Here is a 26,948-nt window from a genome sequence, read left to right as displayed (position 1 = left end):
CTCAGGACTTGACCGATTACCCACGGTTAAGCTCGGTAACCAGCGGGCGACTGCGAAGTCTGCAGCGAACATTACGTCCGGAGTCAAAGGTCGTGCCATGGGAACCGCGCACTCGGATGGCCCAGCCGGCCCGCCGCCCACCCCACCGGCCCGCCGCCCCTATCGGACGCCCCAGTCTGGGTGGGAAGCACCGGCCCACCACCCAACCGGGTGCCGGGAGGGCGAACCAACCCATCACACAACCACCCGCCCGAACCGCCACTTCACCCACCCGCCCTGCCACTCCCTCACCCAGCCCGCCGCCCATCGGACGCCCCGACCCGGGTGGGAAGCACCGGCCCACCACCCAACCGGGTGCCGGGTGGGCGAAAAACGTCCATTCCGGCGGGTTCGCATCGCTTGTCTTGGTGAGCGCGTACGTGTGGCGGTGGGCTAAGCGTCCGTGGTGGATGGGTCGCCTAGGGCCAGGTGGGCGCGGTGGAGGGTGGCGGTGAGGGTTTTGATCGTGGCCGGTTCGTCCATCACGCCGCCGCCCGCGCCGCGCCGTGCCTCCCAGGCGCGTACCCGCTCGGCGTAGGCCTCGTGGTTCGCGAGGTGGAAGGCGTAAACCGTGGCGTACCGGCTGACGAGGTGCGAGGGATGCATGTCCCAGCCCTGGTAGAACCCGTTGCGCAGCGAGTGGCGGACCATCGCGGCGTGGGCGCGCCACAGCGCGTGTACGTCCTCGGTGGTGTCCGAGGAGGGTGAGGCGGCCAGCGAGCCGTCCGACAGTTCCACTCCGGTGCCCGCCAGCGCGGTGCGCATCACCTCGCGAGCGTGGTCGCACACCGGGTGGTCGAGTCGCTGCTCGGCCGGAGAGAGCCCGCAGGCGGCGGTGTAGTCGAACACCCCGAAGTGCGCCGCGGCGAGGCGCCCGCCCAGCGAGGGCACCAGGTCCCGCGAGCGCATGAGGAACATCACCGTCTGCGGCGCCTCCACCTGCATTTCGAACCGCAGCGTCCCCTCCCCCAGCCCCAGGCCCTCCTCCAGCGCGGCGAGGCGCGAGGCGAACTGCCCGAGATACGCCTCCATCAGCACCTTGGGGAAGGTGATCGTCAGGCCGTCGGGGATCTCGCCCAGGTGTTCCGTCACCCCGGTCAGGAAGCCGTCCAGCGTCCGCAGGCTCCGCGCCGCGTCCCCGTCGGCGAACGACTTGACCCGCAGCCCCCAGCGCCGCGGCAGCGTGCCCTCGGCGTGCATCGCGGCGACCGTCTCGGCCGCGTTCCGCACGTGGGCGTCCTCTTCCTCGCCGGGACGCACGCCGTACCCGTCCTCGAAGTCGATGCGCAGGTCCTCGACGGGCTCACCCGCCAGTTTGAGCACCACACGGCGCCGCACCGCCGCCGCGAGGCCGGCGGGGAGCGGCCCGAACACCGGCGACAGCTCGGCGTCCCCCGGGAGGTGGCGTTCGAGCAGCCCCAGGGCCGCGTCTCCCCACGATCGGACCGTGTGGCGGTCGACGCGGTCGGCGGGGACGTACACCGTGTGCACGGGCTGCCATTCGCCCGTGGGGCCGGGGTAGCGCTCGGCCTGCTCGGCGAGCGTCACGCCGAATCCGGGGACGTGGTGGTCGCCGAGGGTGGTGCGCACGTCAGATCGTGTCCACGAGGTCCCGCCACCGCCGGACCCGCTCGCGGTCGACGTGGTGGGACCACGACTCCCGTACGGCGCTGCCGACGTGGAAGGCCCGCACCCCGTAGTCCAGCAGTGGGGGGACGAGATGCGGCTTGAGCCCGCCGCCGGCCAGGATCAGGGGCGCGTCGCCCGCCTCGGCGCGGGAGCGCAGCACGGGCAGCCCGGCCGCGATGCCCGACACCTCGCCGGAGGTGAGGACGGTGGCGAGGTTCGGCAGGAGCCGCACGGCGCGCCAGCTCGCCTGGACGTCGGCGGCGTGGTCCACGGCACGGTGGAACGTCCACGGCAGGGGGGTGACCGCGTGGATGAGGGCCTCGGTGGCGGCCAGGTCGACGGCCCCGTGCTCGTCGAGGAACCCGAAGACGAAACCGGCCGCCCCGGCGTCGGCCAGGGTGCGCGCGTCCCGTTCCAGATTTTCGAGCTCCTCGGGCGTGGCGGTGAACCCCCCATTGGAACGGAGCATCACCATCTGGGGCAGCGCGGACTGCTTGGCGATCGCCGCGACGGTCTCCGGGGCGGGGGTCAGCCCGCCCACGGACATGTCGGCCACGATCTCCAGGCGGTCCGCGCCGCCCTCCTCTGCGGCCACGGCGTCGCGCACGTCAAGCGCGATCACCTCGAGCAGCGATCCGGTCATGGGTCCAGAGGTTATCGGACCCTCCTGTCCCGAGTTGGACCGCTACCGCCCACAGGCCCTCACCTGTCCGGGGTTGGACGGCTAGTGCATGATCTCTCCCGGCAGCCGAGAGCGTCCGCTATGGCCTGATCTCATCCGGAGTACGCTCGCGAAGCCCTGCGCCTGCGCGGATGCGGAACGGCGGGTGAGGCCAGGTCGGCGGGCCGCTGGAACAACGCGCCTGAGGCGCGGTGCGGGAGGTCCACCGTGCGGACATGCCGGAACCCCAGCTTCCGGTAGTAACCCTGGAGCCCCGGGTTGTTCTTGGAGCAGTCGAGCCGCAGCCACCGTAGCCCGTTGGACGCCGCGCGGAGGGTCGCCCAGTCGAGCAGGGTCTCTCCCATGCCCTGACCGGACAAGGACCGCTTGACGGCCAGCTTGTGGACGTACAGGCCGGTTTCCGGGTGGTCGCCGCGCCTCCAGAACTCAGGGTCGGCGTGGCCGTCCAGCGCGAGCGTCGCCGCCGGAACGTGCGGCCTGCCTCCTTCCCGGTCCTCTTCGTCGTCCAGCACGTACAAGGTGCCCTCGGCGATCAGCGGTTCGATCCGGGCGGCGGGGAAGCCGCCGACCGGCCACTGCCGGATGCCGCGACCGTGCAGCCAGCCTGCCGCGTCGGCCAGGAGTGCCAGCACTCCTGGGAGGTCGTCAGGGGTGGCGTTACGCAGGGTGAGTGACCTTGCTGGGTGGAGGGTGTCGGAATGCATCGATCATCCTTTCGTCGCTACCTGTAGCGCCTCGAACACGCAACGTGCTCGATCGGGGGCGCACGGTCCTATCAGTGAAGGCCTGTGTCAACGGCGTTCGCCGCAGGGCCGGCGGGCATCGTGAGCCGAGGGGCGGCCCCAGCCCGCGCCGGAGGCGGGACGGCGCGGCCGGGTCACGGCGTGCGCGGCGCGCGCGAGATCAGCTCAGTGCGAGCTCGTACCTGATCAGATGCTTGTCGGCAGGAAGGACCGACACGGCGACCCGAACCGGGGTGTCCTCACGGTCATAACCAACTCGGACATATACGACAACAGGGGTACCAGGTTCGAGTTGGAGACGGGTGGATTCCTCTGGAGTTGGCATACGTGCGGATATGTCATCCACAACGCGGACCTGGCGGTGGCCCAGCTCCTCCAGCACGCGGTTGGCCCCGCGCGTGATGTCGGCCGGGCGTGCGATCTCGGAGTCCCGGACCAGGGCGTGCGGGAAGTAGGAGTCGTTGGTGTTGTAGGGCTGGTCGTCCACATATCGCAGGCGGCGCCGCACCACCGCGACCGAGTGCTCCTCCAGCTCGAGCCTGGCCGCGATCTCCTCGGGAGGCTCCACGATGGAGACCTCGATCTCCTGCCCGGGCTTGCGGCCCTCCTTGGTGACGGCGTCGGCGAAGGCTTCCCTGCGCAGCACGCCGGGAGAGGCGCTGAGCTCGTCCTGGGGACGCATCAGCAACGCGCGGCGGTCACGGACGAAGCTGCCGCGACGGCGCATCCGGGTGATCAGACCCTCGTTCTCGAGCTCGGCCAGGGCGAGTCGTACCGTGTTTCGGCTGACCTCATGGCTGTCCATAAGGTCCATTTCCGTCGGCAGCTGGGCCCCGGGCCCGAGCTCGCCGGAATAGATGGCCCTGCGCAGCTCGCCGGCCACCTGCTGGTACAGCGTCGACCGTGCCAAATCTCACCTACGGTTGCGTCCTTTTGTACCTACGAATCTAGACGATCTCGATCTGACAGCAAACAACCCCTTGACCCAAGGCTCTCCACACCGCATTATCCAAACGTTGGTACAAATCCATCAAAGGGTCGGCGAGGAGGTGAGGGCCTGTGCTGGCGGTTCGAGCGGGCACCCCGTATCTGCCCTGGCACGATCCACGCGAGGCGACGCGTCTACTGCGCTACGCGCTGCACCGTGAGGGTTTCACCCACACCTACCAGAGCAGCGGAAACGGGATGTCCGTGCTCTCGGTGACAACCGACCTGACCGTGTGGTGCAGGAAGGGCTCGTTCGTCTGGAACGAGGACGGCCTCACCATGACCCATCCGGCAGCCGATCCCGTCGGCGCCGCCCAGCTCATCAAGCGCCGTTTCCGAAGGCCGGTTGACGAAGCGTCCGAGGACCAGGCGGACGACCGGCCTCCCACCGACTCCGTGCGGTAAACGACGGCCAGGACCCCAACCCTCGCCGGGGTCCTGGAAGTCGCGCCGGGGCGGAACGTGTCCTGGCGGGTCCCCCACGCCCGCCAGGACACTTCCGTTATCACGGTCATCCCGGGCGAGGCGGCCGTCAAGGCCGGTCAGGCCGGCAGCGAGCGGCGCAGTTCCTCGGCGAGCAGCGGAACGACCTCGGCCCAGTCGGCCACGATGCCGGCGTCGGCCGACTGGAACACCTCCGCCTCCGGATCCGGGTTGACCGCGATCACGAACCTGGCGCCGCGCACGGCCACCATGTGGTTGAACCGCCCGGACGCACCCAGGACCACGTACACCTCAGGCGCGATGGAGCGGCCCGTGATGCCGATCTGCCGTGACCGGGGCAGCCAGCCCCTGTCGGTCACCTTGCGCGTACCCGCCAGCTCGCCACCGAGCGGCTCCAGCAGCGGTTCCAGCTCGTCGTAGCGGGCCGGATCCACCCCGAGTCCCACGCCGATCACGACCCGGGCCGTCTCCAGGCGCGAGGGATCGTCGTCGGTGATCCATCCGGTGACCGACACCCGGTTCCTGGCCAGGGTGTGGACCTCCGTGACAGGTGCCACCGCGCCGTGCCGCGCCTCCGGCACGGGGAACACGCCTGACCGCACGGTGGCCATCTGGATCTGCGTGCGGCAGGTCACCGCCGCGACGAGTTGTCCGCCGAACGCGGCCTTCCAGCACACCAGGCGCCCGTCGACCGCCTCCAGCTCCACGGCGTCGCCGGTGAGCCCCGCGCCCAGCCGTACGGCGAGCCGGCCGGCCGCCTCGCGACCCCAGGATGTGCCCGGCGCCAGGATCGCCCACGGCCTCGCCTCGCGCGCCCAGCCGGCGGCCGCCTCGGCGACGTCCTCCGGCGTCATGCCCTCCATCACCGACGTGGACGCCATCTGCTCGCCCTGGACGCCGGAAGGGCCGGCCGCGCACAGGCCCACCACGGAGTCTGCCCACCATTCGCCCTGCGTCCCTGCCGGTTCCGTGGTGATCAGCGTGGTCGCGCCGTCCAGCTTCGCGGCCAGGGCGGCCGCGCCGCCGAGAAGCTCCCTGGTGATCCTCGGACGTCCCGGCTCGCCGAGCACCGCCACGATCGCCCCCGACCCGGTCCGCCGCTCGGCGGGCACGGCCGGTGCCATCCTGTCGCCGGTGAGGCGGTTCTCCCTGAGCAGGGCGCAGGCCGTGCGGACCTGATCGCGGACCGGCCCGGAGAGCACGACGCGGTGGCGGGGCACGGAGAGCATGCGGATGTCGCCCACCTCGGTGGGACTGCCGGCCGCGCCCCAGGGCCCCTCGCCCAGGTCGGCCGCCGTGAGCGTGCGGATGCGTCCCGAGCAGTCGGCGCGCTCGTCCGCGGGCACCTTGCACGGGTCGCACAGCCGCTCGGCCGCACTGATCACCGCCGGCAGCCGGGCCCGTACGTGGAGGAAGCCGTCGTCGCGCTCGCACCTGGCGTCGATCTCGCCCGTGACGCCCGAGTGCCCCTCGCCCTCGGTCGCCATCGCGTCCTGGACGCGGTCGAGGGCCATCTCTCGGACGCCCGAGAGGAACGGAAGGCCGAGCAGCTCGGCGACCTCGGGGCCGACCTGGCCGGTGTCGGCGTCCACGGAGTTCAGGCCGGTGATGACCAGGTCATACGGGCCGGTCAGCCTGATCGCGGCGGCCAGGGCGCGGGCGGTGGCGAGCGTGTCGGAGCCGGCGAAGGCGGGATCGGTGACCAGGATCCCCCGCTCCGCCCCCCAGGTGATCGCCTCCCTGAGCACCTCCTCCGCGCTCGGCGGACCGAGGGTGATCACGGTGGTGCCGCCCAGTTCGACCCCCTTGGCCACCGCGCGACGGCAGTACGGGTTCATCTCCAGCGGGACGCCCACCCGTTCGAGCCGCCCTTCCACGAGGCGCATCCGCTCGAACGCGGGGATCTGCTTCGCCAGGACGGCGATCCTCACAACGGCCGCCAGCCGATCAGGGAGAGTCCTTCGTCCACGTAGGTGTAGGACGCCTGGACGGGCCGGCCGGCGACCGGCTCCTCGTGGGACTCCCAGTTGCCCACCATCACGCAGTCGGGGGCGTCGGCGAGGGTGATCATGACGACGGTGTACGGCGTGCGCGTGTCGGGCAGGAACGGCTGGTGAGTGACGATCCAGCTCAGGACGTGCCCGGTGGGGCTGACCGGCTGCCAGTGCCACTCGCGGCCCCGGCAGCGGTGGCAGTACGCGCGGGCGGGGAAGCGGAGCGTGCCGCAGCCGTCGCAGGCCTGGATCACGAACTCGTGCCTGGAGACCCGCTCCCACCACTCGGCGGAGTCGCGATCGGCCACGGGCTTGATCATGTCAGCCCTTCCGCAGGATCAGCGCCGAGGTCGCCGGCAGGATGTAGCCGGGCTGGGCGGTGGACAGCGCCACCTCGGCGCCCGGCACCTGGCGGTCGCCCGCGTCGCCTCTGAGCTGCGAGACCGCCTCGGCGATGTGGTTCACCCCATGCACGTAGCCCTCCGACAGGAAGCCGCCGTGGGTGTTCACCGGAATGGACCCGCCGAGCGCCGTCGCCCCGGACGCGACGAACGGCCCGCCCTCCCCCTTGGCGCAGAAGCCGTAGTCCTCCAGTTGGACGATCGCCGAGTAGGTGAAGCAGTCGTAGAGCTCGGCGACGTCGATGTCGGCGGGCCCGGCGCCGGCCATGGCGTACAGGCGGGGCGCCAGCTCGGCCGCGCTGGTGACGGTGGGGTCGGCACGGCTCTCGCCGCCGGACAGGAAGGAGTCGCCGCCTCCCCAGGCCGCCGCCGAGATCAGGACGCTCGGGCGGCGCAGGTCCCTGGCCCGCTCGGCCGTGGTGACGACGAGGGCGCAGGCTCCATCGGTCTCCAGGCAGCAGTCGAGGAGACGGAACGGCTCGGCGATCCAGCGGCTGCCGAGGTAGTCGTCCATGGTGATGGGCGTGCGCATCAGGGCTCGTGGGTTCTTGGCGGCGTTAGCTCTCTGGGTGACGGCTAGCTGTCCAAAATGTTCAGCTTTAGTGCCATATTTCAGCATATGAGCGCGTGCATACATCGCATATTGCTGCGGTGGGGCCACGTACCCGTAGGGCGCCTGGTACTGCACTTCCGGGCTGACGGGCACCGCCCGGCCCGTACCGCCCATGCGGAACTCCGACCGGGCGTTGATCGCGCGGTAGCAGACCACCGTCTCCGCGACGCCCGCGGCGACCGCGAGGGCCGCCTGGCCGATCACGGAGTGGGAGACGCTGCCCCCGCCGAACTGGTCCAGGTACCACGAGGGCGCGTGGATGCCGAGCGCCGGTCCGACGACGGACGGCGCGGCCGAGTCCCCCACGCGGTGGGTGGCGATGCCGTCCACGTCGTCCGCGGTGAGCCCGGCGTCCTCCAGCGCGGCGAGCACGGCCTCGCAGGCGAGCGTCAGGGTGCTGACCCGGGAGTTCTTGGAGAACGCGGTGTAGCCGACGCCGGCCACCGCCGTACGGTCGCGGAAGCCGCTCACGGCGCGATGCCTCGCGCCGGCGTGGAGGCCGCGCGCACCAGGCCCGTGCCGATCACTCCGCCTCCCCGGTGCGTCGGTCGCTCAAGCAAGCGCTTGTACGGTTCGAGGTTAGGTGCGCCTCAGTGATGATGTCAACGATCTCCGTGGCAGCGGCGCCCGCTTGACTTCAACCACGGTTGAGGTTGCACGCTTGTCACGCCGATCCCGCACGCGGAAGAGGCCGAGGGATCAAGGAGACGCACTGACATGGGGAAACGCGCGCCCGGCTTGACAGTCCGGCGGTCCGGCTCCTATCGTCCAAGCAAGCGCTTGGTAAAGTAAGGGATACGATGGAGGAGCAGTCCCCCGCGCGGTCTCCCCGCAGCGCACTTCCCGGGGGCAGTCAGGCGCCACCCAAGGAGGCGAGTACGACGATGAGCACCCACACGGCCCGGCTGATCGCGCCACACGGCGCCACCGCGGCCCACGGGCACCCCACCGCCGTGCACGACGGCCGTCCGATCCCCCCGCCTCCCCTGCCGCCCTTCGCGAACGGGCAGCCCACCCCTGTGCCCGCCGTGCAGGCGGGCCCCACCGCCAACGGGCAGCCGGCCGCCGCGGCCGACGGCCGCCCCGGCGGCGGAGTGGGCGCGCAGCACTTCAGGAACGTGCTGGGCCGCTTCGCCACCGGCGTGGTCGCCATCACGGCGATCGACCAGGACGGCGAGCCGTGCGGACTGGCGGCCAACTCGTTCACCTCGGTCTCGCTGGACCCTCCGCTGGTGGCCTTCTGCGTCGCGCACACCAGCTCAAGCTGGCCACGGCTGCGGTCGGCGGCACGGCTGTGCGTCAACGTCCTCGCCGAACACCACGAAGAGGTCAGCAGGCAGCTCGCCGCCAAGGGCGGCGACAAGTTCGCCGGCCTCGGCTGGACCCTCTCCCCCGGCGGCGGCCCGATCCTCGACGGCGCCCTGGCGTGGATCGACTGCTCGGTGGAGGCCGAGCACCTCGCGGGCGACCACATCATCGTCGTGGCCCGCGTGCACGGCCTCGACACGCACGCCGACCACGGCCCTCTGGTGTTCTTCCGCGGCGGCTACGGCCGGTTCCAGGCATGAGCGACGGCTTCCGCGAGGAGGTCCGTTCCTGGCTTGAGGAGAACCTGAGCGGCCGGTTCGCCGGCGCCCGCGGGCTCGGCGGTCCGGGCAGGGAGCACGAGGGACACGAACTGCGCGTCGCCTGGGAACGCCACCTCGGAGCCGCCGGATGGACCTGCCTCGGCTGGCCCAAGGAGTACGGCGGCCGCGACGCGCCCCTGGAGGATCAGGTGATCTTCCACGAGGAGTACGCCAGGGCCGACGCGCCCGCCCGGGTGGGGCACATCGGCGAAGGGCTGATCGGGCCGACCATCCTCGACTTCGGTACCGACGAGCAGAAGCGCCGGTTCCTGCCGCCCATCCAGGCGGGCGAGGAGCTGTGGTGCCAGGGATACTCCGAGCCGGACGCCGGCTCCGACCTTGCGGGCGTGCAGACGCGCGCCACCCTGGAAGGCGGCGAGTGGGTCGTCACCGGGCAGAAGGTCTGGACGTCGCTGGCGCACGTGGCCGGCTGGTGCTTCCTCCTCGCCAGGACCGAGCCCGGCTCCCAGCGGCACCGCGGCCTGTCGTACCTGCTGGTGCCGATGGACCAGCCGGGCGTCGAGGTCAGGCCCATCGTCCAGCTGACCGGCACGAGCGAGTTCAACGAGGTCTTCTTCGACGGCGCCCGCACGGCCGCCGCCAACATCCTGGGCGCCCCGGGCGAGGGCTGGCGGGTCGCGATGGCGACGCTGGGGTACGAGCGCGGCGCCTCGACCCTCGGCCAGCAGATCGGCTTCCGGCGCGAGCTGGACTCGGTGATCGCGACCGCGGAACGCACCGGCGCGGCGCGGGACCCGGTGCTGCGCGACCGGCTCGTACGGTCGTGGCTGGAGCTGGAGATCATGCGGTTCAACGCCCTGCGCACGATGACCTCGCTGTCGGCCGGCGAGCCGGGCCCCGAGGTGTCCATCGCCAAGCTCTACTGGTCGGAATGGCACCGCAGGCTCGGCGAGCTGGCGCAGGCCGTACAGGGCAAGGAAGGGCTGGTCACCGGCGGTGAGCCGTACGACCTCAACGACCTGCAGCGGCTCTACCTGTTCAGCCGCGCCGACACCATCTATGCCGGTTCCAGCGAGATCCAGCGCAACATCATCGCCGAACGTACGCTCGGCCTGCCCAGGGACCGCTGACACCGGCGCGCCTCCAGCCCCCGCGTGCGCTCGCCCCGGCGCGCGCACGACCCGAGAGGAGCCTTCAGATGACACCCGGCTACCCACGCGCGCACGGGCTGCTCGAAGGGAAGGTCACGCTCGTGACGGCCGCGGCCGGCGCGGGCATCGGGTACGCCACGGCGAAACGCTGCGCGGAGGAGGGCGCCATGGTCGTCATCTCCGACCGGCACGAGCGCCGCCTGGCCGAGGCCGCCACTTCGCTGACCGAGCTGACCGGCGTGAAGCCGCTGGCGGTGCCGTGCGACGTCACCTCGGAGGCGCAGGTGCTCGCGCTGTTCGACGCGGCCATGGACGCGCACGGGCGCCTCGACGTCGTGGTCAACAACGCCGGCCTGGGCGGCACGGCCGACCTGGTGGACATGACGGACGAGCAGTGGCACGCGGTCCTGGACGTCACGCTCAACGGGACCATGCGCTGCACCCGCACCGCGCTCAAGCACATGATCCCGCAGGGCCGCGGTGTGATCGTGAACAACGCCTCGGTCATCGGATGGCGGGCGCAGAAGGGCCAGGCGCACTACGCCGCCGCCAAGGCGGGGGTGATGGCCCTGACGAGGTGCGCGGCGCTGGAGGCGGCCGAGCACGGCATACGGATCAACGCGGTGGCGCCGTCGCTGGCCATGCATCCCTTCCTGGCCAAGGTGACCAGCGACGACCTGCTCGCCGAGCTGACGGCGAAGGAGGCGTTCGGCAGGCCGGCCGAGCCCTGGGAGGTGGCCAACGTGATCGTGTTCCTCGCCTGCGACTACTCCTCCTACATGACCGGCGAGGTCGTCTCCGTCTCCAGCCAGCACCCCTGAACGAACCGACCGGTCGGTATGGACGGAGCCCGGACCGTACGGCATCATCGGATGGCATGACTCTGTTCTCGGTTGAAGGCAAGACCGTCGTCGTCACGGGCGGTTCCCGGGGCATCGGGAGGATGATCGCCGCCGGGTTCGTGGCGGCGGGGGCCACCGTCTACATCTCCTCGCGCAAGGCCGCCGACGTCGAGAAGACGGCCGCGGAGCTGGGATGCGTCGCCGTACCCGCCGACCTGTCGACACCTGAGGGCATCGATACGCTGGTGTCGGCTGTCGCCGAGCGCGAGGACCGGCTTGACGTCCTGGTGAACAACGCGGGCGCGACCTGGGGCGCACCGCTGGAGGAGTACCCGGAGCATGCGTTCGACAAGCTCTGGGGCATCAACGTCAAGGGCGTCTTCTACCTGACCCAGCGGTTCCTGCCACTGCTCCGCGCGTCCGCCTCCGCCGACGACCCGGCCCGCGTGGTCAACATCGGCTCCATCGACGGCATCCGGGTGCCGGGGGTGGAGAACTACGCCTACTCGGCCGCCAAGGCGGGCGTCCACATGCTGACGCGCCACCTCGCCCACAAGCTGGCCGCCGAGTTCATCACGGTCAACGCCATCGCCCCGGGCCCGTTCGACTCGAAGATGATGGCCTTCGCGCTCGACGATCCCCAGACGCGCGCCGCGATCGCGACCCAGGTCCCGCTGGGCCGCATCGGACGTCCCGACGACATGGCGGGGGCGGCCATCTACCTGTCCTCCCGGGCCGGCGCCTACCTGACGGGAGCCGTCATCCCCGTCGACGGGGGGATCTCCACGGGCTGAAACCGCCTCCGTCGCGCCCTCGCGGCGGTGGCGCATGGTGATCACCGACACACGATCTGCGTTGCCATCTCGGACAATAGCCCCACAAGTCACGCAGATATAAAGAATCACCCTTGTCATGGACAAATGGTGATGACACGGTGATCACATGCTCAAGCGTTTCAAGGTGGTCGCACCGGCCGTACTGGCCTTCGCGATCGCCATCCCCGCCGGGTCCGCCCAAGCGGACCCCACCCCCGCGCAGGCATCCGGCACGTGTGACCCCACCCAGACCACGCCCGTGTACCTCAACAAGGTCCCCACGCCCAAGAGCGTTCTCGGATTCGACCTCGGAGAGCGCGAGGTCACCACCGCCGAGTCCGACACGCTGCTGAGCGCGATCGACAAGGCGAGCGACCGCGTCGTCTCCGGCACCCTGGCCACCACCGCCCAGGGCCGTCCCCTGAAGTACGCGATCGTCGGCAAGGCCGCCAACGTCACCAAGGGCGCGCTCGCCGCCACGGAAGTGGCGATCAAGGCGCTGCGCAGCCCGCTCACCCCGTCGGCGCTGGTCAAGCAGATCGCCAAGCGCAGCCCGGCCATTCTGTGGGTGACCGGCAACGTGCACGGCAACGAGGAGAGCGGCGCCGACGCGGCGCTCAAGACCCTGTACGACCTGTCGGACCGCGACGACTGCGCCGCCAAGCGCATCCTCGACAACGCGACCGTGGTCGTCCTGCCGATCCAGAACCCGGACGGCCGCGAGGCGGACAACCGCCGCAACGCATACGGCTTCGATATGAACCGGGACTGGTTCGCCCGAACCCAGCCCGAGACCGACGGCAAGCTCGAACTGCTCCGCAAGTACCCGCCGCAGCTCTACATCGACGCGCACGAGCAGAGCGGCACGGCGTACTTCTTCCCGCCGAACGCCGACCCGATCTACCACGACATCGCCGAACCGGCCTACGACTGGATCAGCAACCTGTACGGCCAGTCGATGATCGACGAGTTCACCCGGCGGGGCATCCCGTTCACCAACCGGGACGTCTACGACCTGTTCTACATGGGATACGGCGACACGGTTCCCACCACGGGCTTCAACGCCGCGGGCATGACGTACGAGAAGGGCGGCAGTTCCCCGATCGCCGCACGTACCTTCGAGCAGTACCTCACGCAGTGGGTGTCCCTGTCGGCCGCCGCGTCGAACAAGGAGAGCATCCTGGCCACCTGGCACGGCATGTACGCCGAGGCGCTCAAGCAGGGCCTCGCCGGCAAGCTGGAGCCGAACCAGGTCTACAACCCCGGCCACGAGGTCATCACGCAGGTGCCGGACCGGCTGGTGCGCCACTACTTCCTGCGCGCCGACGACCCCGCCAAGAAGGCCGCGGTCGAGTCGATCGTGCGCCGACTGCAGCGCATGGACGTCAAGGTGTTCACGCTGGCCAAGGCGACCACCGTCCCGGACTTCAAGGAGTACGGCAGGGCGCCGGCCCGGACCACGCTGCCCAAGGGCACGTACTGGATCCCCATGGCCCAGGGCCAGAAACACTGGATCCAGGCCATGCTCAACGAGGACAGCTACACGCCGTTCCCCTACTTCTACGACGTGACCGCGTGGAGCCTGCCGCTGCTGGCCAACGTGTCGGGCGGCTCCTCCGGCGGCATCCTGCCGCTCGTCGCGGCCCCCGCCAAGCAGATCCCCGCCGTGGTGTCCCCGCCGGCCCCGGCCAAGCGGCCCAAGGTGGGCGTGCTGCAGCTGTCGGCCACCTCGACCTCCACCTACGAGTCCCTCGGCTGGCTGCGGCACCGCCTCGACCGCGAGTGGAAGCTGCCGTTCACCACGCTCACCCCGGCGGACGTCGCGGCCGGGAAGCTGGCGGGCGTCGACGTCCTGCTGGCCCCCGCCGGACCGGCGTCCGGGGCCAACACGGCCCTCGGCCAGCCCGGGCGTGACGCGCTCAAGGCGTGGGTGAGCGACGGTGGCCGGTACGTCGGCTGGCGGGGCGGCGCGCAACTCGCCTCCCTCTCGGGGCTCAGCACGGCGACCTTCACCGAGCCGACGTCCGACGTCCCGGGATCCCTTCTCCGCGTCAACGTGGCCAAGGGCCCGCTCGCCGCCGGGGTCGGGCCCACGGCGTGGTCCTTCTACGAGTACGACCTGCTGATGCGGGCCTCGAACCCGTCCCAGGCCGTGGTGTCCTACCCGGCCGCGGACTCGCCCGACTGGTTCGTGTCCGGGTTCGCCTCGGGCGCCGAGGAGCTCGGCGGGACCACCGCGGTCCTGGACGAGCCCGTGGGCCAGGGCCACGTGGTCCTGTTCGCCGCCGAGCCGAACTACCGGGCGCTGACGGATGGCACGACGCGGCTGCTCACCAACGCGATCACCGCCGACCTGCCCCGATCCCCCGCCGCCCGCTCCCTCACACCGTCCCCCGACTCCCGCACCTCCCCTGACGCGACAGCCGCGGCGGCCGCGATCCCGGACCGCGAATCACCGATCCGGATCACGGTCGACCCGGCGGACAAGGCCAAGGTCGCCTCGGCGCTCTCCGGCTTCGGCGCCAAGTGGACCGAGCAGGCCGCCCCCGACGGCGCGGTCCGGTTCGTGGTGGACAACCCAGGGGGTCTCAGCCTCGACGAGCACCCCTGGGCCACCAAGATCTCCGCCGCCCTCCGCACCGCCGGAGTGACCCCGCTGGCGGTGGTGCTTCCCTAACAGCTCCCTCAGACGTACGGCTCGCGCCTCCCACTTCCCAGGAGACGCGGGCCGTACCCATGAGGCGGCGGGGTCCGGTGGCAGGGTCCGGTGGCGGGGTCCGGTGGCAGGGTCCGGTGACGGGGTCCGGTGGCGGGGTCGTTCAGGTCCCAGTTCCGGGGTCGTCGTTCAGAGGAGGTCGCGCAGGGCTGTGGTGAAGCGGGCGGCGGCGCCGGAGGCGTGGGCCAGGTAGCAATAGGGCTCGGTCAGCTCCAGCTCGATGAGCACCGGGGTGCCGTCGGGCACGCGGACCAGGTCGACGCGCGCGTACAGAAGCTCCTCGGAGACCGTGCTCAGCACGTGCTCGGCTACTTCCAACTGGTCGGGCGCGGGGTCGCGAAGCTGGACCACGAGGTTGGCCGTCGGAGGGCCGGCGACGCCGTCGGCCAGCATGGCGTTGCGGCGGACGGCGTGGCTGAACCTGCCGCCGAAGTAGATCAAGGAGGTCTCGCCCTCGTCCTCCACCATGTGGAGGTACGGCTGCACCATGGCGATCTGACCCTTGGCGACGAGCCGCTTCGCGTGGACCTCCGCTTCGGCGCGATCGGTCGTACGAACGGCGTCGCGCGCTCCCGCCGAGATGGCCGGCTTGACGACGTAGTCGTCCCAGGTGGGAAGATCCAGCCCGTTATCTGGACCCTCACCTGGGCTGATCCAATGCGTCGGCACTGTAGGGACCCCGGCCTCCGCGAGCTCGCGGAGGTAGGTCTTGTCGGTGTTACGCTCCAGCACGGCCGCCGGGTTCAGCAGCCGCGTCACGCTCTCCGCCTTGTACGCCCAGTCCACGAACTCCTTGCGACGGTCCAGGTAGTCCCACGTCGAGCGGACGACGGCCGCCTCGAAGGACGCCCAGTCGGCGGCCGGGTCGTCCCAGCGCACCGCCGCACCGTCGATCCCGGCCCGCGCCCAGCTCGCCAGCAGCACTTCCCGGTCATCGTCCGGCCCATCAAAGGTGACATAGGCGATCTTCACGACACTCCATCCGTACGCGACTCGTCAGTACCGTGAGCATCGTACGGACATGTACGTGTATGGGATGTATTACACCGGTCTTCCATGGCACCGGGAGCATCCGACGAGCGTATGGAGGCCCTCCCGGCATGCACTTGATCGGGGCACCCATGTGCCGCCCACCCACACTGGGGACTCCGGCGAAGTGAGCCGGTGGCGCATCTCGAACGGCCGAGTGGGTGAGCGATGGAGTGTCCGTACGGGACAATCACCACATGACGGCCTTACTCATCGGCGCCACCCAGATTCCCGACGGTACCTGGGTTCGCGGACGTGGGCTGCGCAACGTTCCTCCGACCGGTCCGGCACCCGACTTCGGGCTCTATCTCGGCTCTTCACGTCTTCAGCGCCGCCATCAAGCCGCCCTGCCCTGGCCACACGAGTGGATCCCCTGGCCGGACTTCCTGCTTCCCCTGGACCGGCACGCCGCCGCCCGGTCCATCACCGAGTTGCACGACCACGCACGGTCGGGCCGTGCCGTCGAAGTCGCCTGCGGAGGAGGTGTCGGCCGGACCGGGACCGTCATGGCCTGCCTGGTCACCCTCACTGGCCTGCCACCTCACCAGGCCATCGAATGGACTCGCGAGCACTACCACCACCGAGCGGCCGAAACGCCCTGGCAGCGCCGGTGGGTGACCTGGTTCGCCACCCACACCGCGTCATGACCGAAGGGTTCCCGTGGTCAGTACGTGGGGGACGTCATGTCGTCAATCGATGCCACTCAGCCAATCGTCCTGAGCATCTGCCAATCGCTCTCCAGCGGTAACGGGACGAATCGGCACGCGAACTCAAGGCCGGAGTCCTCGCCATCACCGCGGACTTGCTGCTCTTGCTGAATCAGCCTATCGGTCAAGGTTGTGTCCGACATAATATGGGCATGAGGAAGTTGCGCTTCTATCGCTCGGCACGGAAGCACCGCATCGGGCGGGCGCACGCCCTGCATGTGGTCCAATCCGGACCGCCTGCTGTCGTCCCGGCGACCGACCCGAGCCTGGAAGACCGATGGGTATGGATCGGCCCGGACGATCGGGGCATCGAGCTGGAGGTGATCGGCATCCTAACTGACAAATATTTAGTGATCCTGCACGTGATGCCGACCGCGTTGAGGAGGAGGAAGCCATGACCGAACACGGGGCAGCCTGGCCTCCGGAGGACATCGAACTGATCGTGGACGACGACTCAGACATCGACAGCGACTCAGAAGAGATCTACGACAGCAAGGGCAACCGGATCACGGACGAGTATGTGAACGACGCGATCGCCGATGTCCACCGGGCAATAGAGGAGGGCCGCGTACCCGTACCGACCAGCCGTGGCGGCCGGCCATCACTGAGCGGCGAAAGCACACACTCTCCAAGGGTCTCTTTCCGCGTACCCGAGGAACTGCGAGAACGCGCGAAGGCCCGCGCCGCCCAAGAAGGAAAGACGGTCTCTGCGCTGGCCAGAGAAGCCTTTGAGCAGTTCCTCAGAGCAGGCTGACTTTACGCAAGCGTAGACGCAAGCCCACCGGATTTCACTCATCACCATGAGTGAACCTATTTCATCCTCGCCTGGAGGATCGCTGGTCACAGCATGATCGCAAGCTGTCAGTTCCGGTCGTGACGTGAAGAAACCCCTGGTAGACGGGTTGATCACCACAATCACGTCCGACACCACCAGGGGTTTCGAGTGCTGTTCTACCGTGCCGCCGTTGATTTGTCGCGTTCAACGCTGAACTACGTGGCCGGACTGATCCGGCGCCACCGCAAGAGGATCGGGTCCACTTGGCGGTTGCTGAACCCCGGTCAGCAGGCCCTGCTGGTCCTGGTCTACCTGCGCAAGGACGAGACTTCGCCGAGATCAGCGCGGGGTTCGGGGTGTCAGCCGACCGCCTGGCGATATGTGGAGGAGACCGTTGTGATCGCGGGTCCGGACGGAACGATCCTGTGGACCTCCGGCGCGCTGCCGGGCAAGACACACGACCTGACCGCCGCCCGGGTGTGGGGCATCCTGCGCGAGCTTCGCCATTCCGCCGAGCTGCTGGGCCGCCACGCTCGCCGGCCCGTCGCCTCCTTGACCCAGAGGACACCGAGCACTTGGGGACTGTGCGCATAGAGGCGCGCCGCCCAGCGTCAGTGGCTGACCCAGTTTGGGACTGGCCGTGCTGCCTTCGTGATGACCTTTCGCCTGGCGCAGGTGGCGCTGCCGCACCAGGCGGGGATGTGTCCCGATGGGGGCCTTGCCGAGCACCATCACAGTCCTGACCACCTCGCCCTGTCGGTGTCACTCAACACCGTCGCCGGAGGAGAATCGACGTGGCAGCCCCCCCGAACTCACCACAGCGCAGTCCCACCCCGATGAGGCGATCGTGTTGGGCGTGGAAACTCATACCGACGTTCACGTCGCCGCGCTGATCACCATGCTGGGCGTCCTGCTCGGCACCCGCGCCTTCCCCGCCACGGCCGCCGGCTATGCGGCGCTGCTGACCTGGGCCCGCGCCCACGGGCACGTTCGCCGCGCCGGCGTGGAGAGTACCAGTCCCCACGGCACGAGAACACTCTCCATTTCCGTACGCCGACGCGAAGATCAGCATCGCGCCGGAGTCGTCACGTAGAGGGGGTCACCAGCGACTCCGAATGGCATGGGATAGGCGATCGATCAGCTGCTCTCGAGGCTCTGAAGCATGATCACGTACGAGCAGCGTACGGATAGCCGCCTGTGCAGGGTACCTACCCAGGTCAGTGGCATGATCTCGTCTGCTCTCCGGAGCCGGAGCGCAAGTTCGAATCTTACAGGGGGCACATGATTCTGATCAGTGGTTCCGGCCGCCGACCAGGGCAAATGACGCATGAACGGGCGGGCCTCCAGTCTCACGGAGTCCGCCCGTTCTCGTTGACGCTCAGCAGCTGTGGGCCGGTTATGGGCCATGATCCTTTGACTCGTCCAACTGACGCCGGCCGATTGACGATCTACAGCTGCCGTAACCGCATACGATCCCAAGATCAGATGGTCTATAGTCCGCCTGATGTGTCAGCAGAGCACGACGTGCTGATAGTAGGCGGGAGATACCCTGTAGAATGTGCGCTTTTGACCTTGGGCGTAGTATTGGCAGGGGGTATCGGGTGTGCCACCCATGTGAATGCTCAGATAAGCCGAATAGGGGCAATTATTCGTAGCGCTGATCGTTGGCAATGTGGAGTCGCGTGCCACGCAGGACGGCGCATACGTTCCGTGGGCATTCGCAGGCGTAGCGGTGAGAACACTCCCGAGGAGCACGCCGACTGCGGCCGCCGCCATGAAACCTAACCTGGCCTTACGCATCGTTCTCCTTGTGTGATCGTGTCGCCCCCCGGCGGAGCGTCCGACATGCGCATATGATCGCGCGCGAGCTGCACAGGATCCGCACAGGCAGTCCGGCCGCGTCGGCTGCTTCGACCATCACAGCATCCTCAGCGGTGGGATCGGCGAGATTCAGTCATCACCGCACGAGCCCAGGAATCCACGTAAGACACGCCCTTAGCGACGGATCACGGCTGTGACCAGGAATCCATGTAAGACAGATGACCGGGTCCCAGCGCCCTTCTTGAGTGCAAACCTGGGCGGGCAGCACATGGGTACCCCGATCAAATGCATGCCGGGAGGGCCCCAAAACACCGATCAAACACCTAGCCGCTCGATCACTCAACACCTAGCCAAGTCCGTGGATCAATATCCGGGCCGTCTCCAGTGAGCACCACTCAAGCGCTTGACGTAGACCACTCTCCACCTGTCGACCAAGGGCTTGCGCGCTCATCAACAGGCCACCGGCACCAGCGGACGCCAGATGAAATTCAAGGCATTTGACCTGCGGTTTCTCCAAGCGGCTGACGCGGGTGGCAAGAACAAGACTGTTTCTCCGGAATCTCCCGAGGCACTCTGGGCTGGCCCTGACCGACCCCCAGGGCCGACGGCGGGAGATGGAAATGACGATGACACCGGATGCCGATGTACCCCTTCACCTGGCGGGTAACAACGCGCCGATCTCCGAAGAGGTGACGCTGAAGCCAAGCGAAGTGATCGGCGCCATCCCGGAGAAGCTGTCCGGCCAGTACTTCCGCAACGGGCCCAACCCCCGGACCGGATGGTCGCCCCACTACTTCGCCGGCGACGGGATGATCCACACGATCGCGATCGAGAACGGAGAGGCCACGTGGTACCGCAACCGCTACGTGCGGACTCCCCTGTTCGAGCACCCGGGGGAATCACGGTTCGCCCTGGCCTTCGATCCGGTGACCTCGCGCATCGACTACCGCGTGTCCACGGCGAACACTCACCTGATCGCCCATGCGGGCCGGCTGTTCGCCCTCGAAGAAGGCGGTTTCCCATACGAGGTGACGCCTGAGCTGGCCACGATCGGGGCGTTCACGTTCGACGGAGCGCTGCGGACGCCCATGACGGCCCATCCGAAGACCTGCCCGATCACCGGGGAACTGCTGTTCTTCGGCTACCGGCTCCGGCCGCCGTACCTCACCTATTATCGCGCCTCCCCCCAGGGAGAAGTGCTCCAAACCCAGGTCGTGGACGTGCCGCGAGCCACGATGATGCACGACTTCGCCGTCACCGCCAACTACGCGATCTTCATGGACCTGCCGGTCGTGTTCGACGCCGAGTCCGCGGGCGCGGGAGGCCCGCCCTGGAGGTGGGACGACGGGCATCGGGCCCGGTTCGGCGTGCTGCCACGGGCCGGCGGCGAGGCCGTCGTACGGTGGTTCGACATCGACCCCTGCTTCGTGTGGCACACCATGAACGCGTTCGAGGACCAGGACACGATCACGATCAGCGGCTCCCGCGTCCCGACCCTGTGGCGGGACGGCCCGCAGGATGTGGGCGGCGGGCTGCCGTCCCTCCACCAGTGGGTGCTCGACCTCCGCACAGGAAGGGTCACCGAGACGCGTCTGGACGACGCGCCGAGCGAGTACCCCCGGGTCGCCGACGGCAGCATCGGGCTCCCCCATCGTTATGGCTACACCGTCAGCTTCTCGATGGACGCCGAACCCGGCCACTCCGAGATCTACAAGTACGACCTGGCCGGTGGCGGCACTCGCGGCGTCCACCGTCTCCCCTCCGGGCACACCTGCGGGGAGGCCGTCTTCGTCCCCAGGGGCGATCGCCCATCGACAAGCGGTGAGGACGACGGGTATCTCATGACCTTCGCCCACGACCGCGCGCGAGGCACCGGCTACCTGGCGATCCTGGACGCCGCCGACCTCGGCGCGGCCCCGGTCGCGGAGATCCACGTCCCCGTACGCATCCCCACCGGCTTCCACGGCAACTGGATCCCCGGCCACCGGTAGACGAGGCCGGCCGGCAGGCCCTGGCACTCCACAGTCGCTCCATGACCCCCCACGCATCGCGATTTGCCTGAACGGTTCTTCGAGACGCCAGGAGGCGGGTAAGAAAGGCATGACTGGGGGAAGTCATGAAAAAGATCACGACTGTCGTCGTGCTCGCCACGATGACGATGTTCGGTACCGTCGCGGCCGGGGGGCCGCCGGACCAAGATGAGAAGCAGTCCGTCAGCGACGATCAATACCGGATACTGATCCGTCAGTGCAAATACGCCGATACGCAAAAGGCCCGGGACGAATGCCGGGCAACGGTAGAGAAGAAGTATGTGATAGGCAAGGAGCCGACCGACCTTGACTGCCGGACCTACTCCAGCGCGACCGTGTGCGGCGTGCTGAAACTCAGTGAGCGGGAAATGCAGTGTGTGAAACAGTCCGTCGAAAGCGGTTTGACCAGCCGCCGCGCCGAAGTCGAGTGCTACGTCTTCTACTGAGGTCTCACGGCATGGTCGGCCGGCTCATCCCTTACACCGGCTCGAGGTTGGGAGCATCGGCGCGCTGACGCCCGGAGCTTCCAACCTCGCACAGTTGCGAGCAGGCTCGCGCGACGACAACGCTCACGACGGCGTGACGCCGTACACCGCGTCGGGGGTCGGAGCGTCGGCCAGAAGCTTGCCGACGGCCTCGCCGATCTCGTGGACCTCCCACCTGGCACCCTTGTCGACGCCCGGTCCGTGGCTCCAGCCCGTGGCGATCGAGATCATGCCGCCCTCCACCTCGAACACCCGCCCGGTCACGCTCGCCGAGTCGGCCGACCCGAGCCAGACCACCAGAGGGGCCACGTTGCCCGGGTGCATGATGTCGAAGCCCGTCTCCGGTCGCGCCATCATCGCGGCGAAGACCTCCTCGGTCATCCGTGTGCGCGCGGCGGGCGCGATGGCGTTGACGGTGACGCCGTAGCGCTTGAGCTCGGCGGCGGCCGTGTGGGTGAGCGCCAGGATGCCCGCCTTGGCGGCGGCGTAGTTGCCCTGTCCCACGCTGCCGAGCAGTCCCGCGCCGGAGGAGGTGTTGATCACCCGGGCGTCCACGGGTTCGTCCGCCTTCGCGCGTTCCCGCCAGTACGAGGCCGCGTGCCGCAGCGGCAGGAAGTGGCCCTTGAGGTGGACGCGGATGACGTCGTCCCATTCCTGTTCGGTCATCGAGACCAGCATGCGGTCACGGACGAACCCGGCGTTGTTGACGAGCACGTCGAGCCTGCCGAAGGCGCTGAGGGCGGTCTTCACCAACCGCCCGGCGCCGTCCCAGTCGGCGATGTCGTCGCAGTTGGCCACCGCCTGGCCACCGAGGTCCTTGATCTCCTCCACGACCTCCTGCGCGGGACCGCCGGAACGGCCCGCTCCCTGAAGGCCGGTACCCAGGTCGTTCACCACGACCTTCGCGCCCTGCCGGGCGAACTCAAGAGCGTGCTCGCGTCCGATGCCCCGTCCGGCCCCGGTCACCACGACGACGCGTCCCGCACAGATACCGCTCATTCACCGTTCCTTTTCCGCCATGATCGCCGATTCTTTTTCCCTGGAAATCGGCATATATGTGCACATCAGGGAAGTTGTCGCCAAGCTGGGACCTCGCCGCCCCCGTGGACGTGGATACGCGCGCCGGTCACGTACCCCGGCGACCCCAGCCACAGGCAGGCCTCCGCCACGTCCCCCGGCCTGGCCATGCGCCCGGCGGGTACGGTCGCGGCCACCCGGTCGAAGTCGCCGCCGTAGTGGGCCGCCGCGTTCTCGGTCTCCGCGAGGCCGACCACGACGGTGTTGACCCGGACGACCGGCGCCCACTCGGCGGCCAGGCATTCGGCAAGGTGGTGCAGCCCCGCCTTGGCCGCGCCATAGGCGGAGGTGCCGGGAGAGGGCCGGTCGCCGCTGACGCTTCCGATCATGACGATCGACCCCTCCGACCGGGTCAGCAGCGGACGGGCTCGCTGGGAGACCAGCAGAGGAGCGGTCAGGTTCAGCTCGATGATCTTGGCGTGCAGGCGCGGGGAGGTGCCGTCGAGCAGCGCGTACGGCGAGCCGCCGGCGTTGTTGACCACCACGTCGAGCCGCCCGTACACCTGCTCGATCTCGTCGAAGAGCCGGTCCACCTCGCCCGGATCCCGTACGTCGGCCGCGACGAAGCGAGCCTGGCGGGACGGTCCGGCACCCGCGGGGAGGCTGTCGGGTTCGCGGGGCAGGCGTTCGGGCGGTTTGCGCGCGCAGATGACCACCTCGGCACCGGCACCGAGGAAAGCCGAGGCGATCCCGGCGCCAAGGCCCTTGCTGCCCCCGGTCACCAGGACGACCCTGCCGGCGTAGTCGTAGCTCACCATCCGCACCACCACCCCTCACGTAGCCATCGTGCTACCGTACCAAGCAAGCGTTAGGTGCCAACGGTACGGCGCGAGGGGAGTCATGGGAATCACAGTGCACGGCGGCCCGATCGCCGAGGTGGTCGTCGACGTCCCCCCGGTCAACGCGCTGCCCGTCCAGGGATGGTTCGACCTGGCGGAGGCCGTGCTGGCCGCCGGGCGGGATCCCGGCACGCGGGTGGTCGTGCTCCGGGCGGAGGGCAAGGGCTTCAACGCCGGGGTCGACATCAAGGAGATGCAACGCACCTCCGGCTTCGGGGCCCTGGTCGGCGCCAATCGCGGATGCTACGCGGCCTTCGCCGCCGTCTACGAGTGCGAGGTCCCTGTGCTCGCCGCCGTACACGGCTTCTGCCTGGGCGGCGGGGTGGGGCTCGTGGGCAACGCCGACATCGTCGTGGCCAGCGAGGACGCCTACTTCGGGCTGCCCGAGGTCGACAGGGGTGCGCTCGGCGCGGCGACCCACCTGGCGAGGCTCGTGCCCGCGCACCTCATGCGGGCCATGGTGTACACCTGCCGAAACGTGACCGCCGCCGAACTCCACCACCACGGATCGGTGCTGGAGGTGGTCCCCCGCGACAGGCTGAGGGACGCGGTGTTCGAGGTCGCGGAACGGATCGCCGGCAAGGATCCGTACGTCATCCGCCGGGCCAAAGAGGCGCTCAACGGCATCGATCCGGTCGACGTCAAGCGCAGCTACCGGTTCGAGCAGGGCTTCACCTTCGAGCTCAACCTGATGGGCGCGGGAGACCGTCACCGTGACGCGTTCGTCGAGGACGCCCCCGAGGAGACCGCTGATGAGGGACAAGACGACGTCGATCGAGGAGATCGTCGGGTCGCTGGAGGACGGCATGACGATCGGGATCGGGGGCTGGGGGTCAAGGCGCAAGCCGATGGCCCTGGTCCGCGCGATCTGCCGCTCGCCACTCCGTGACCTGACGGTGGTCTCGTACGGCGGGGCCGACGTGGGCCTGCTGTGCGCGTACGGCAAGGTGCGCAAGGTCGTGGCCCCCTTCGTGACCCTCGACTCGATCCCCCTCGAACCGCACTTCCGGGTGGCCCGGCAGACGGGGGCGATCGAGTTCACCGAATACGACGAGGGCATGTTCATGTTCGGCCTGCTGGCGGCGGCCCACCGGCTGCCGTTCCTGCCCACGCGGGCGGGCCTCGGCTCGGACGTCATGCGCGTGAACCCCGGCCTTCGCACGATCCGCTCGCCGTACGACGACGGCGAGGAACTGGTCGCGGTGCCGGCCCTGACCATGGACGTGGCCCTGCTGCATCTGAACCGCGCGGACCGGCGGGGCAACGCCCAGTACCTCGGCCCCGACCCCTACTTCGACGACCTCTACGCCAAGGCGGCCGCCCGGTGCTACGTGAGCTGCGAGCGGCTCGTGGACACCGCGGACCTGCTGAAGGAGGGACCGGTGCAGTCCCTGCTCATCAGCAGGTCGATGGTCACGGGCGTGGCCGAGACGCCGGGCGGCGCCCACTTCACCACCTGCGAGCCCGACTACGGGCGTGACGAGGCGTTCCAGAGGAGCTACGTCACCGCGGCCGCCGACCCGCAGGCATGGGCGTCGTTCCGCGAACGCTTCCTGTCCGGCGACGAGACCGCGTACCAGGACGCCGTACGGCAAGCACGCGAGGAGGCGGCACGTTGACATCCGACCAGGTGGGCACCGCCGATCGTGCGGAGACGGCAGGCGCGGCACCACCGACGCGGGCCGAGGTCTGCGTGGTGGCCTGCGCGGAGGCGTTCAGGGGCGACGGCGAGATCCTGGCGGCCGGCATCGGCGGCGCGATCACGGTCCTGGCCGCGCGCCTGGCGAGGCTGACCTTCGAGCCCGACCTGATCACGCATGACGGGGTGTGCCTGCTCACCGGCGACGTGCCCGCGCTCGGGGAGGACCCGGAGGTGGTGGAGGGCTGGCTGCCGTTCCGCGACCATCTCTGGCTGGTGCTCCAGGGCCGGCGGCACGTCATGCTGGGCGCCAGCCAGATCGGCCGGCACGGCGACAGCAACATCTCCTGCATCGGCGAGTGGGCCCGGCCCACCTCGCAGCTTCTCGGCGTGCGCGGCGCCCCGGGGAACACGGTGTGCGATCCGACCAGCTACTGGATCCCCAGGCACTCCACCCGCGTCTTCGTGCCGAAGGTCGACATGGTGAGCGGAGTCGGGTACGCCCGGGCGGCCGAGGCGGGGCCGAGCGCCTCGCGCCACCACGATCTCCGCCGGGTCGTGACGAACCTCGCCGTACTGGACTTCGCCACGCCTGACCGTACGATGCGCCTGGCCTCGGTGCATCCGGGGGTGACGGTGGAGCAGGTGGTGGCCGGCACGGGATTCGAGCTCGCCATGCCCGGGGGCGAGGTGCCCGTGACCCGCTCACCCACCGCAGAGGAACTCCGGATCATCCGCGAGGTGCTCGACCCGCGGTCCCTGCGCGACCGCGAGGTCCCTGAATGACCTCCACGCCCGGACCCCGGCCCGAGGCCGCCAGGTGGACGGCCCGTACCGCACTGACCGACCTGGTCGGATGCCGGTATCCGATCGTGCAGACCGGGATGGGCTACGTCGCGGGCGCGCGGCTCGCGGCGGCGACGTCGAACGCCGGCGGCCTCGGGATCATCGCGGCGGCCACCATGTCGGTGGAGCAGATGACCGACGCGATCCGGTCGGTGAAGGAGCGGACCGAGGCGCCGTTCGGGGTCAACATCCGGTCCGACGCCGCCGACGCCCGCGATCGGGTCGAGGTGATGATCCGTGAAGGCGTGCGGGTGGCCTCCTTCGCGCTCGCCCCCAAGCAGGAGCTGATCGCCCGGCTCAAGGACGCGGGGATCGTCACGATGCCCTCCGTGGGCGCGCGGCGCCACGCGGAGAAGGTCGCCGCGTGGGGGGTGGACGCCGTGATCGTGCAGGGGGGCGAGGGCGGCGGGCACACCGGGCCGATACCGACGACCCTGCTCCTCCCCCAGGTCGTCGACGCCGTGGACATCCCCGTCGTCGCCGCGGGCGGGTTCTTCGACGGGCGAGGCCTCGTCGCGGCGCTGGCCTACGGCGCGGCCGGGATCGCCATGGGCACGCGGTTCCTGCTCACCTCGGACTCGACCGTGGGCGACGAGGTGAAGAAGCTCTACCTGGGGATGTCGGAGACGCTCGTGACGACCCGCGTGGACGGCGTGCCGCATCGGGTGCTGAAGACCTCCTTCGTCGAGTCGCTCGAGAGGACCCGCGCGCTCACCGGCCTGGTACGGGCGGTGGTCAACGGCGCGCGGTTCAAGAAGATCTCCGGCATGACCTGGGCCGACATGATGCGCGAAGGGCGCCGGATGCGGCACGGCCGTGACCTCACCTGGGCCCAGGTGCTCCAGGCGGCCAACACCCCGATGCTGCTCAAGGCGGCCATGGTGGACGGCCGCACCGACCTCGGCGTGATGGCGTCCGGCCAGGTCGTCAGCGTCATCGACGACCTGCCGACCTGCGAGGAGCTGATCACCCGCGTCATGGCCGAGGCGCGGGACGCCCTGTCCCGCCTGCCCGGCATCGACGGCGCGCGGGACCGCTGACACCGGCGCGCCCTT

25 protein-coding genes and 2 pseudogenes are annotated in these 26,948 nt (G+C 69.5%); 17 read left to right on the top strand and 10 right to left on the bottom strand.

What is annotated here, in order from left to right; genetic code table 11:
- Positions 1-432: 432 nt before the first annotated feature.
- From ABD810_RS16945 to ABD810_RS16930, 4 genes are all read right to left on the bottom strand, one after another.
- Positions 433-1,629, bottom strand: a complete 1,197-nt coding sequence (locus ABD810_RS16945; protein ID WP_344940345.1) for a DUF6986 family protein — start codon at positions 1,627-1,629, stop codon at positions 433-435.
- 1 nt (position 1,630) lies between these two features.
- Positions 1,631-2,311, bottom strand: coding sequence for a copper homeostasis protein CutC (locus tag ABD810_RS16940; RefSeq protein ID WP_344940342.1), 681 nt, complete (start codon positions 2,309-2,311; stop codon positions 1,631-1,633).
- 131 nt (positions 2,312-2,442) lie between these two features.
- Positions 2,443-3,054 (bottom strand): GNAT family N-acetyltransferase, encoded by a 612-nt coding sequence (locus ABD810_RS16935; protein WP_344940339.1) that lies wholly within the window; start codon positions 3,052-3,054, stop codon positions 2,443-2,445.
- Positions 3,055-3,253: 199 nt separating this feature from the next.
- Positions 3,254-4,003 carry a GntR family transcriptional regulator gene (locus ABD810_RS16930; RefSeq protein WP_344940336.1) on the bottom strand — a complete coding sequence of 250 codons (750 nt, stop codon included), beginning with the start codon at positions 4,001-4,003 and terminating at the stop codon, positions 3,254-3,256.
- 149 nt (positions 4,004-4,152) lie between these two features.
- Between ABD810_RS16930 and ABD810_RS16925 the strand changes: the two genes are divergently transcribed.
- On the top strand, positions 4,153-4,485 hold the full coding sequence (locus ABD810_RS16925) for a hypothetical protein (protein WP_344940333.1): 333 nt from the start codon (positions 4,153-4,155) through the stop codon (positions 4,483-4,485).
- 137 nt (positions 4,486-4,622) lie between these two features.
- Here the strand turns inward: ABD810_RS16925 and ABD810_RS16920 are convergent, their stop codons facing one another.
- Genes ABD810_RS16920 through ABD810_RS16910 form a run of 3 tightly spaced genes read right to left on the bottom strand, consistent with a single transcriptional unit; the run spans position 4,623 to position 8,003 of the window.
- Positions 4,623-6,455, bottom strand: coding sequence for an FAD-binding protein (locus ABD810_RS16920; RefSeq protein ID WP_344940329.1), 1,833 nt, complete (start codon positions 6,453-6,455; stop codon positions 4,623-4,625).
- Entirely contained in the window at positions 6,452-6,838 is a 387-nt protein-coding gene (locus tag ABD810_RS16915; RefSeq protein ID WP_344940326.1) for a Zn-ribbon domain-containing OB-fold protein, read from the bottom strand. The genes ABD810_RS16920 and ABD810_RS16915 overlap by 4 nt, the downstream gene beginning before the upstream one ends.
- Position 6,839: 1 nt before the next feature.
- The gene (locus tag ABD810_RS16910; RefSeq protein WP_344940322.1) at positions 6,840-8,003 is read right to left on the bottom strand and encodes a thiolase C-terminal domain-containing protein; all 1,164 of its coding nucleotides are present in this window, start codon (positions 8,001-8,003) and stop codon (positions 6,840-6,842) included.
- 413 nt (positions 8,004-8,416) lie between these two features.
- Here ABD810_RS16910 and ABD810_RS16905 point away from each other — a divergent pair, with 413 nt between their 5' ends.
- The 5 genes from ABD810_RS16905 to ABD810_RS16885 all read left to right on the top strand — a co-directional run bounded on the left by ABD810_RS16905 (position 8,417) and on the right by ABD810_RS16885 (position 14,606).
- Positions 8,417-9,100, top strand: a complete 684-nt coding sequence (locus ABD810_RS16905) for a flavin reductase family protein (protein WP_425566907.1) — start codon at positions 8,417-8,419, stop codon at positions 9,098-9,100.
- A complete protein-coding gene (locus tag ABD810_RS16900; protein ID WP_344940319.1) occupies positions 9,097-10,251 on the top strand; it encodes an acyl-CoA dehydrogenase family protein in 1,155 nt (384 codons plus the stop codon). The genes ABD810_RS16905 and ABD810_RS16900 overlap by 4 nt, the downstream gene beginning before the upstream one ends.
- Positions 10,252-10,319: 68 nt before the next feature.
- A complete protein-coding gene (locus ABD810_RS16895; protein ID WP_344940316.1) occupies positions 10,320-11,093 on the top strand; it encodes an SDR family oxidoreductase in 774 nt (257 codons plus the stop codon).
- Positions 11,094-11,149: 56 nt separating this feature from the next.
- The gene (locus ABD810_RS16890) at positions 11,150-11,908 is read left to right on the top strand and encodes an SDR family oxidoreductase (protein WP_344940313.1); all 759 of its coding nucleotides are present in this window, start codon (positions 11,150-11,152) and stop codon (positions 11,906-11,908) included.
- A gap of 148 nt (positions 11,909-12,056) precedes the next feature.
- Entirely contained in the window at positions 12,057-14,606 is a 2,550-nt protein-coding gene (locus ABD810_RS16885; RefSeq protein WP_344940310.1) for a M14 family zinc carboxypeptidase, read from the top strand.
- Positions 14,607-14,774: 168 nt separating this feature from the next.
- Here ABD810_RS16885 and ABD810_RS16880 read toward each other — a convergent pair whose 3' ends face one another.
- Complete coding sequence (locus ABD810_RS16880; RefSeq protein ID WP_344940307.1) at positions 14,775-15,617, bottom strand: ATP-grasp domain-containing protein; 843 nt, start codon at positions 15,615-15,617, stop codon at positions 14,775-14,777.
- A 254-nt stretch (positions 15,618-15,871) separates the two neighbouring features.
- Here ABD810_RS16880 and ABD810_RS16875 point away from each other — a divergent pair, with 254 nt between their 5' ends.
- The 7 genes and pseudogenes from ABD810_RS16875 (at position 15,872) to ABD810_RS16845 (ending at position 21,453) form a co-directional block, all read left to right on the top strand.
- Entirely contained in the window at positions 15,872-16,321 is a 450-nt protein-coding gene (locus ABD810_RS16875; RefSeq protein ID WP_344940304.1) for a protein-tyrosine phosphatase family protein, read from the top strand.
- A 212-nt stretch (positions 16,322-16,533) separates the two neighbouring features.
- Entirely contained in the window at positions 16,534-16,779 is a 246-nt protein-coding gene (locus ABD810_RS16870; RefSeq protein ID WP_344940301.1) for a hypothetical protein, read from the top strand.
- A complete protein-coding gene (locus ABD810_RS16865) occupies positions 16,776-17,135 on the top strand; it encodes a hypothetical protein (RefSeq protein ID WP_344940297.1) in 360 nt (119 codons plus the stop codon). The genes ABD810_RS16870 and ABD810_RS16865 overlap by 4 nt, the downstream gene beginning before the upstream one ends.
- Before the next feature lie 189 nt (positions 17,136-17,324).
- A pseudogene (locus ABD810_RS16860) lies at positions 17,325-17,699 on the top strand (helix-turn-helix domain-containing protein); the annotation flags it as partial.
- Between the two features lie 313 nt (positions 17,700-18,012).
- A complete protein-coding gene (locus ABD810_RS16855; protein WP_344940294.1) occupies positions 18,013-18,249 on the top strand; it encodes a hypothetical protein in 237 nt (78 codons plus the stop codon).
- A gap of 1,348 nt (positions 18,250-19,597) precedes the next feature.
- Positions 19,598-20,968 carry a carotenoid oxygenase family protein gene (locus ABD810_RS16850; protein WP_344940291.1) on the top strand — a complete coding sequence of 457 codons (1,371 nt, stop codon included), beginning with the start codon at positions 19,598-19,600 and terminating at the stop codon, positions 20,966-20,968.
- Between the two features lie 125 nt (positions 20,969-21,093).
- Positions 21,094-21,453, top strand: coding sequence for a hypothetical protein (locus ABD810_RS16845; RefSeq protein WP_344940288.1), 360 nt, complete (start codon positions 21,094-21,096; stop codon positions 21,451-21,453).
- Positions 21,454-21,576: 123 nt separating this feature from the next.
- Here the strand turns inward: ABD810_RS16845 and ABD810_RS16840 are convergent, their stop codons facing one another.
- Together ABD810_RS16840 and ABD810_RS16835 are read right to left on the bottom strand one after the other, a co-directional pair.
- Positions 21,577-22,491, bottom strand: a complete 915-nt coding sequence (locus ABD810_RS16840; protein WP_344940284.1) for an SDR family oxidoreductase — start codon at positions 22,489-22,491, stop codon at positions 21,577-21,579.
- Between the two features lie 65 nt (positions 22,492-22,556).
- The gene (locus ABD810_RS16835; RefSeq protein WP_344940281.1) at positions 22,557-23,327 is read right to left on the bottom strand and encodes an SDR family oxidoreductase; all 771 of its coding nucleotides are present in this window, start codon (positions 23,325-23,327) and stop codon (positions 22,557-22,559) included.
- An 82-nt stretch (positions 23,328-23,409) separates the two neighbouring features.
- On the opposite strand from ABD810_RS16835, the pseudogene ABD810_RS16830 reads away from it, so the two are divergent.
- The 4 genes and pseudogenes from ABD810_RS16830 to ABD810_RS16815 form a co-directional block, all read left to right on the top strand.
- Positions 23,410-24,138, top strand: a pseudogene (locus ABD810_RS16830) (enoyl-CoA hydratase family protein); the annotation flags it as partial.
- Positions 24,139-24,160: 22 nt separating this feature from the next.
- Complete coding sequence (locus ABD810_RS16825) at positions 24,161-25,027, top strand: CoA transferase subunit A (RefSeq protein WP_344940278.1); 867 nt, start codon at positions 24,161-24,163, stop codon at positions 25,025-25,027.
- Positions 25,024-25,833 (top strand): CoA-transferase subunit beta, encoded by an 810-nt coding sequence (locus ABD810_RS16820; protein WP_344940276.1) that lies wholly within the window; start codon positions 25,024-25,026, stop codon positions 25,831-25,833. Before ABD810_RS16825 ends, ABD810_RS16820 begins: the two co-directional genes overlap by 4 nt.
- Entirely contained in the window at positions 25,830-26,933 is a 1,104-nt protein-coding gene (locus ABD810_RS16815) for an NAD(P)H-dependent flavin oxidoreductase (protein ID WP_344940273.1), read from the top strand. Before ABD810_RS16820 ends, ABD810_RS16815 begins: the two co-directional genes overlap by 4 nt.
- The last annotated feature ends 15 nt before the right edge of the window (positions 26,934-26,948 follow it).

The sequence above is a fragment of the Sphaerisporangium flaviroseum genome (assembly GCF_039537005.1).
Taxonomy (GTDB): domain Bacteria; phylum Actinomycetota; class Actinomycetes; order Streptosporangiales; family Streptosporangiaceae; genus Sphaerisporangium; species Sphaerisporangium flaviroseum.
This window is presented reverse-complemented; position numbering and strand designations above follow the sequence as displayed.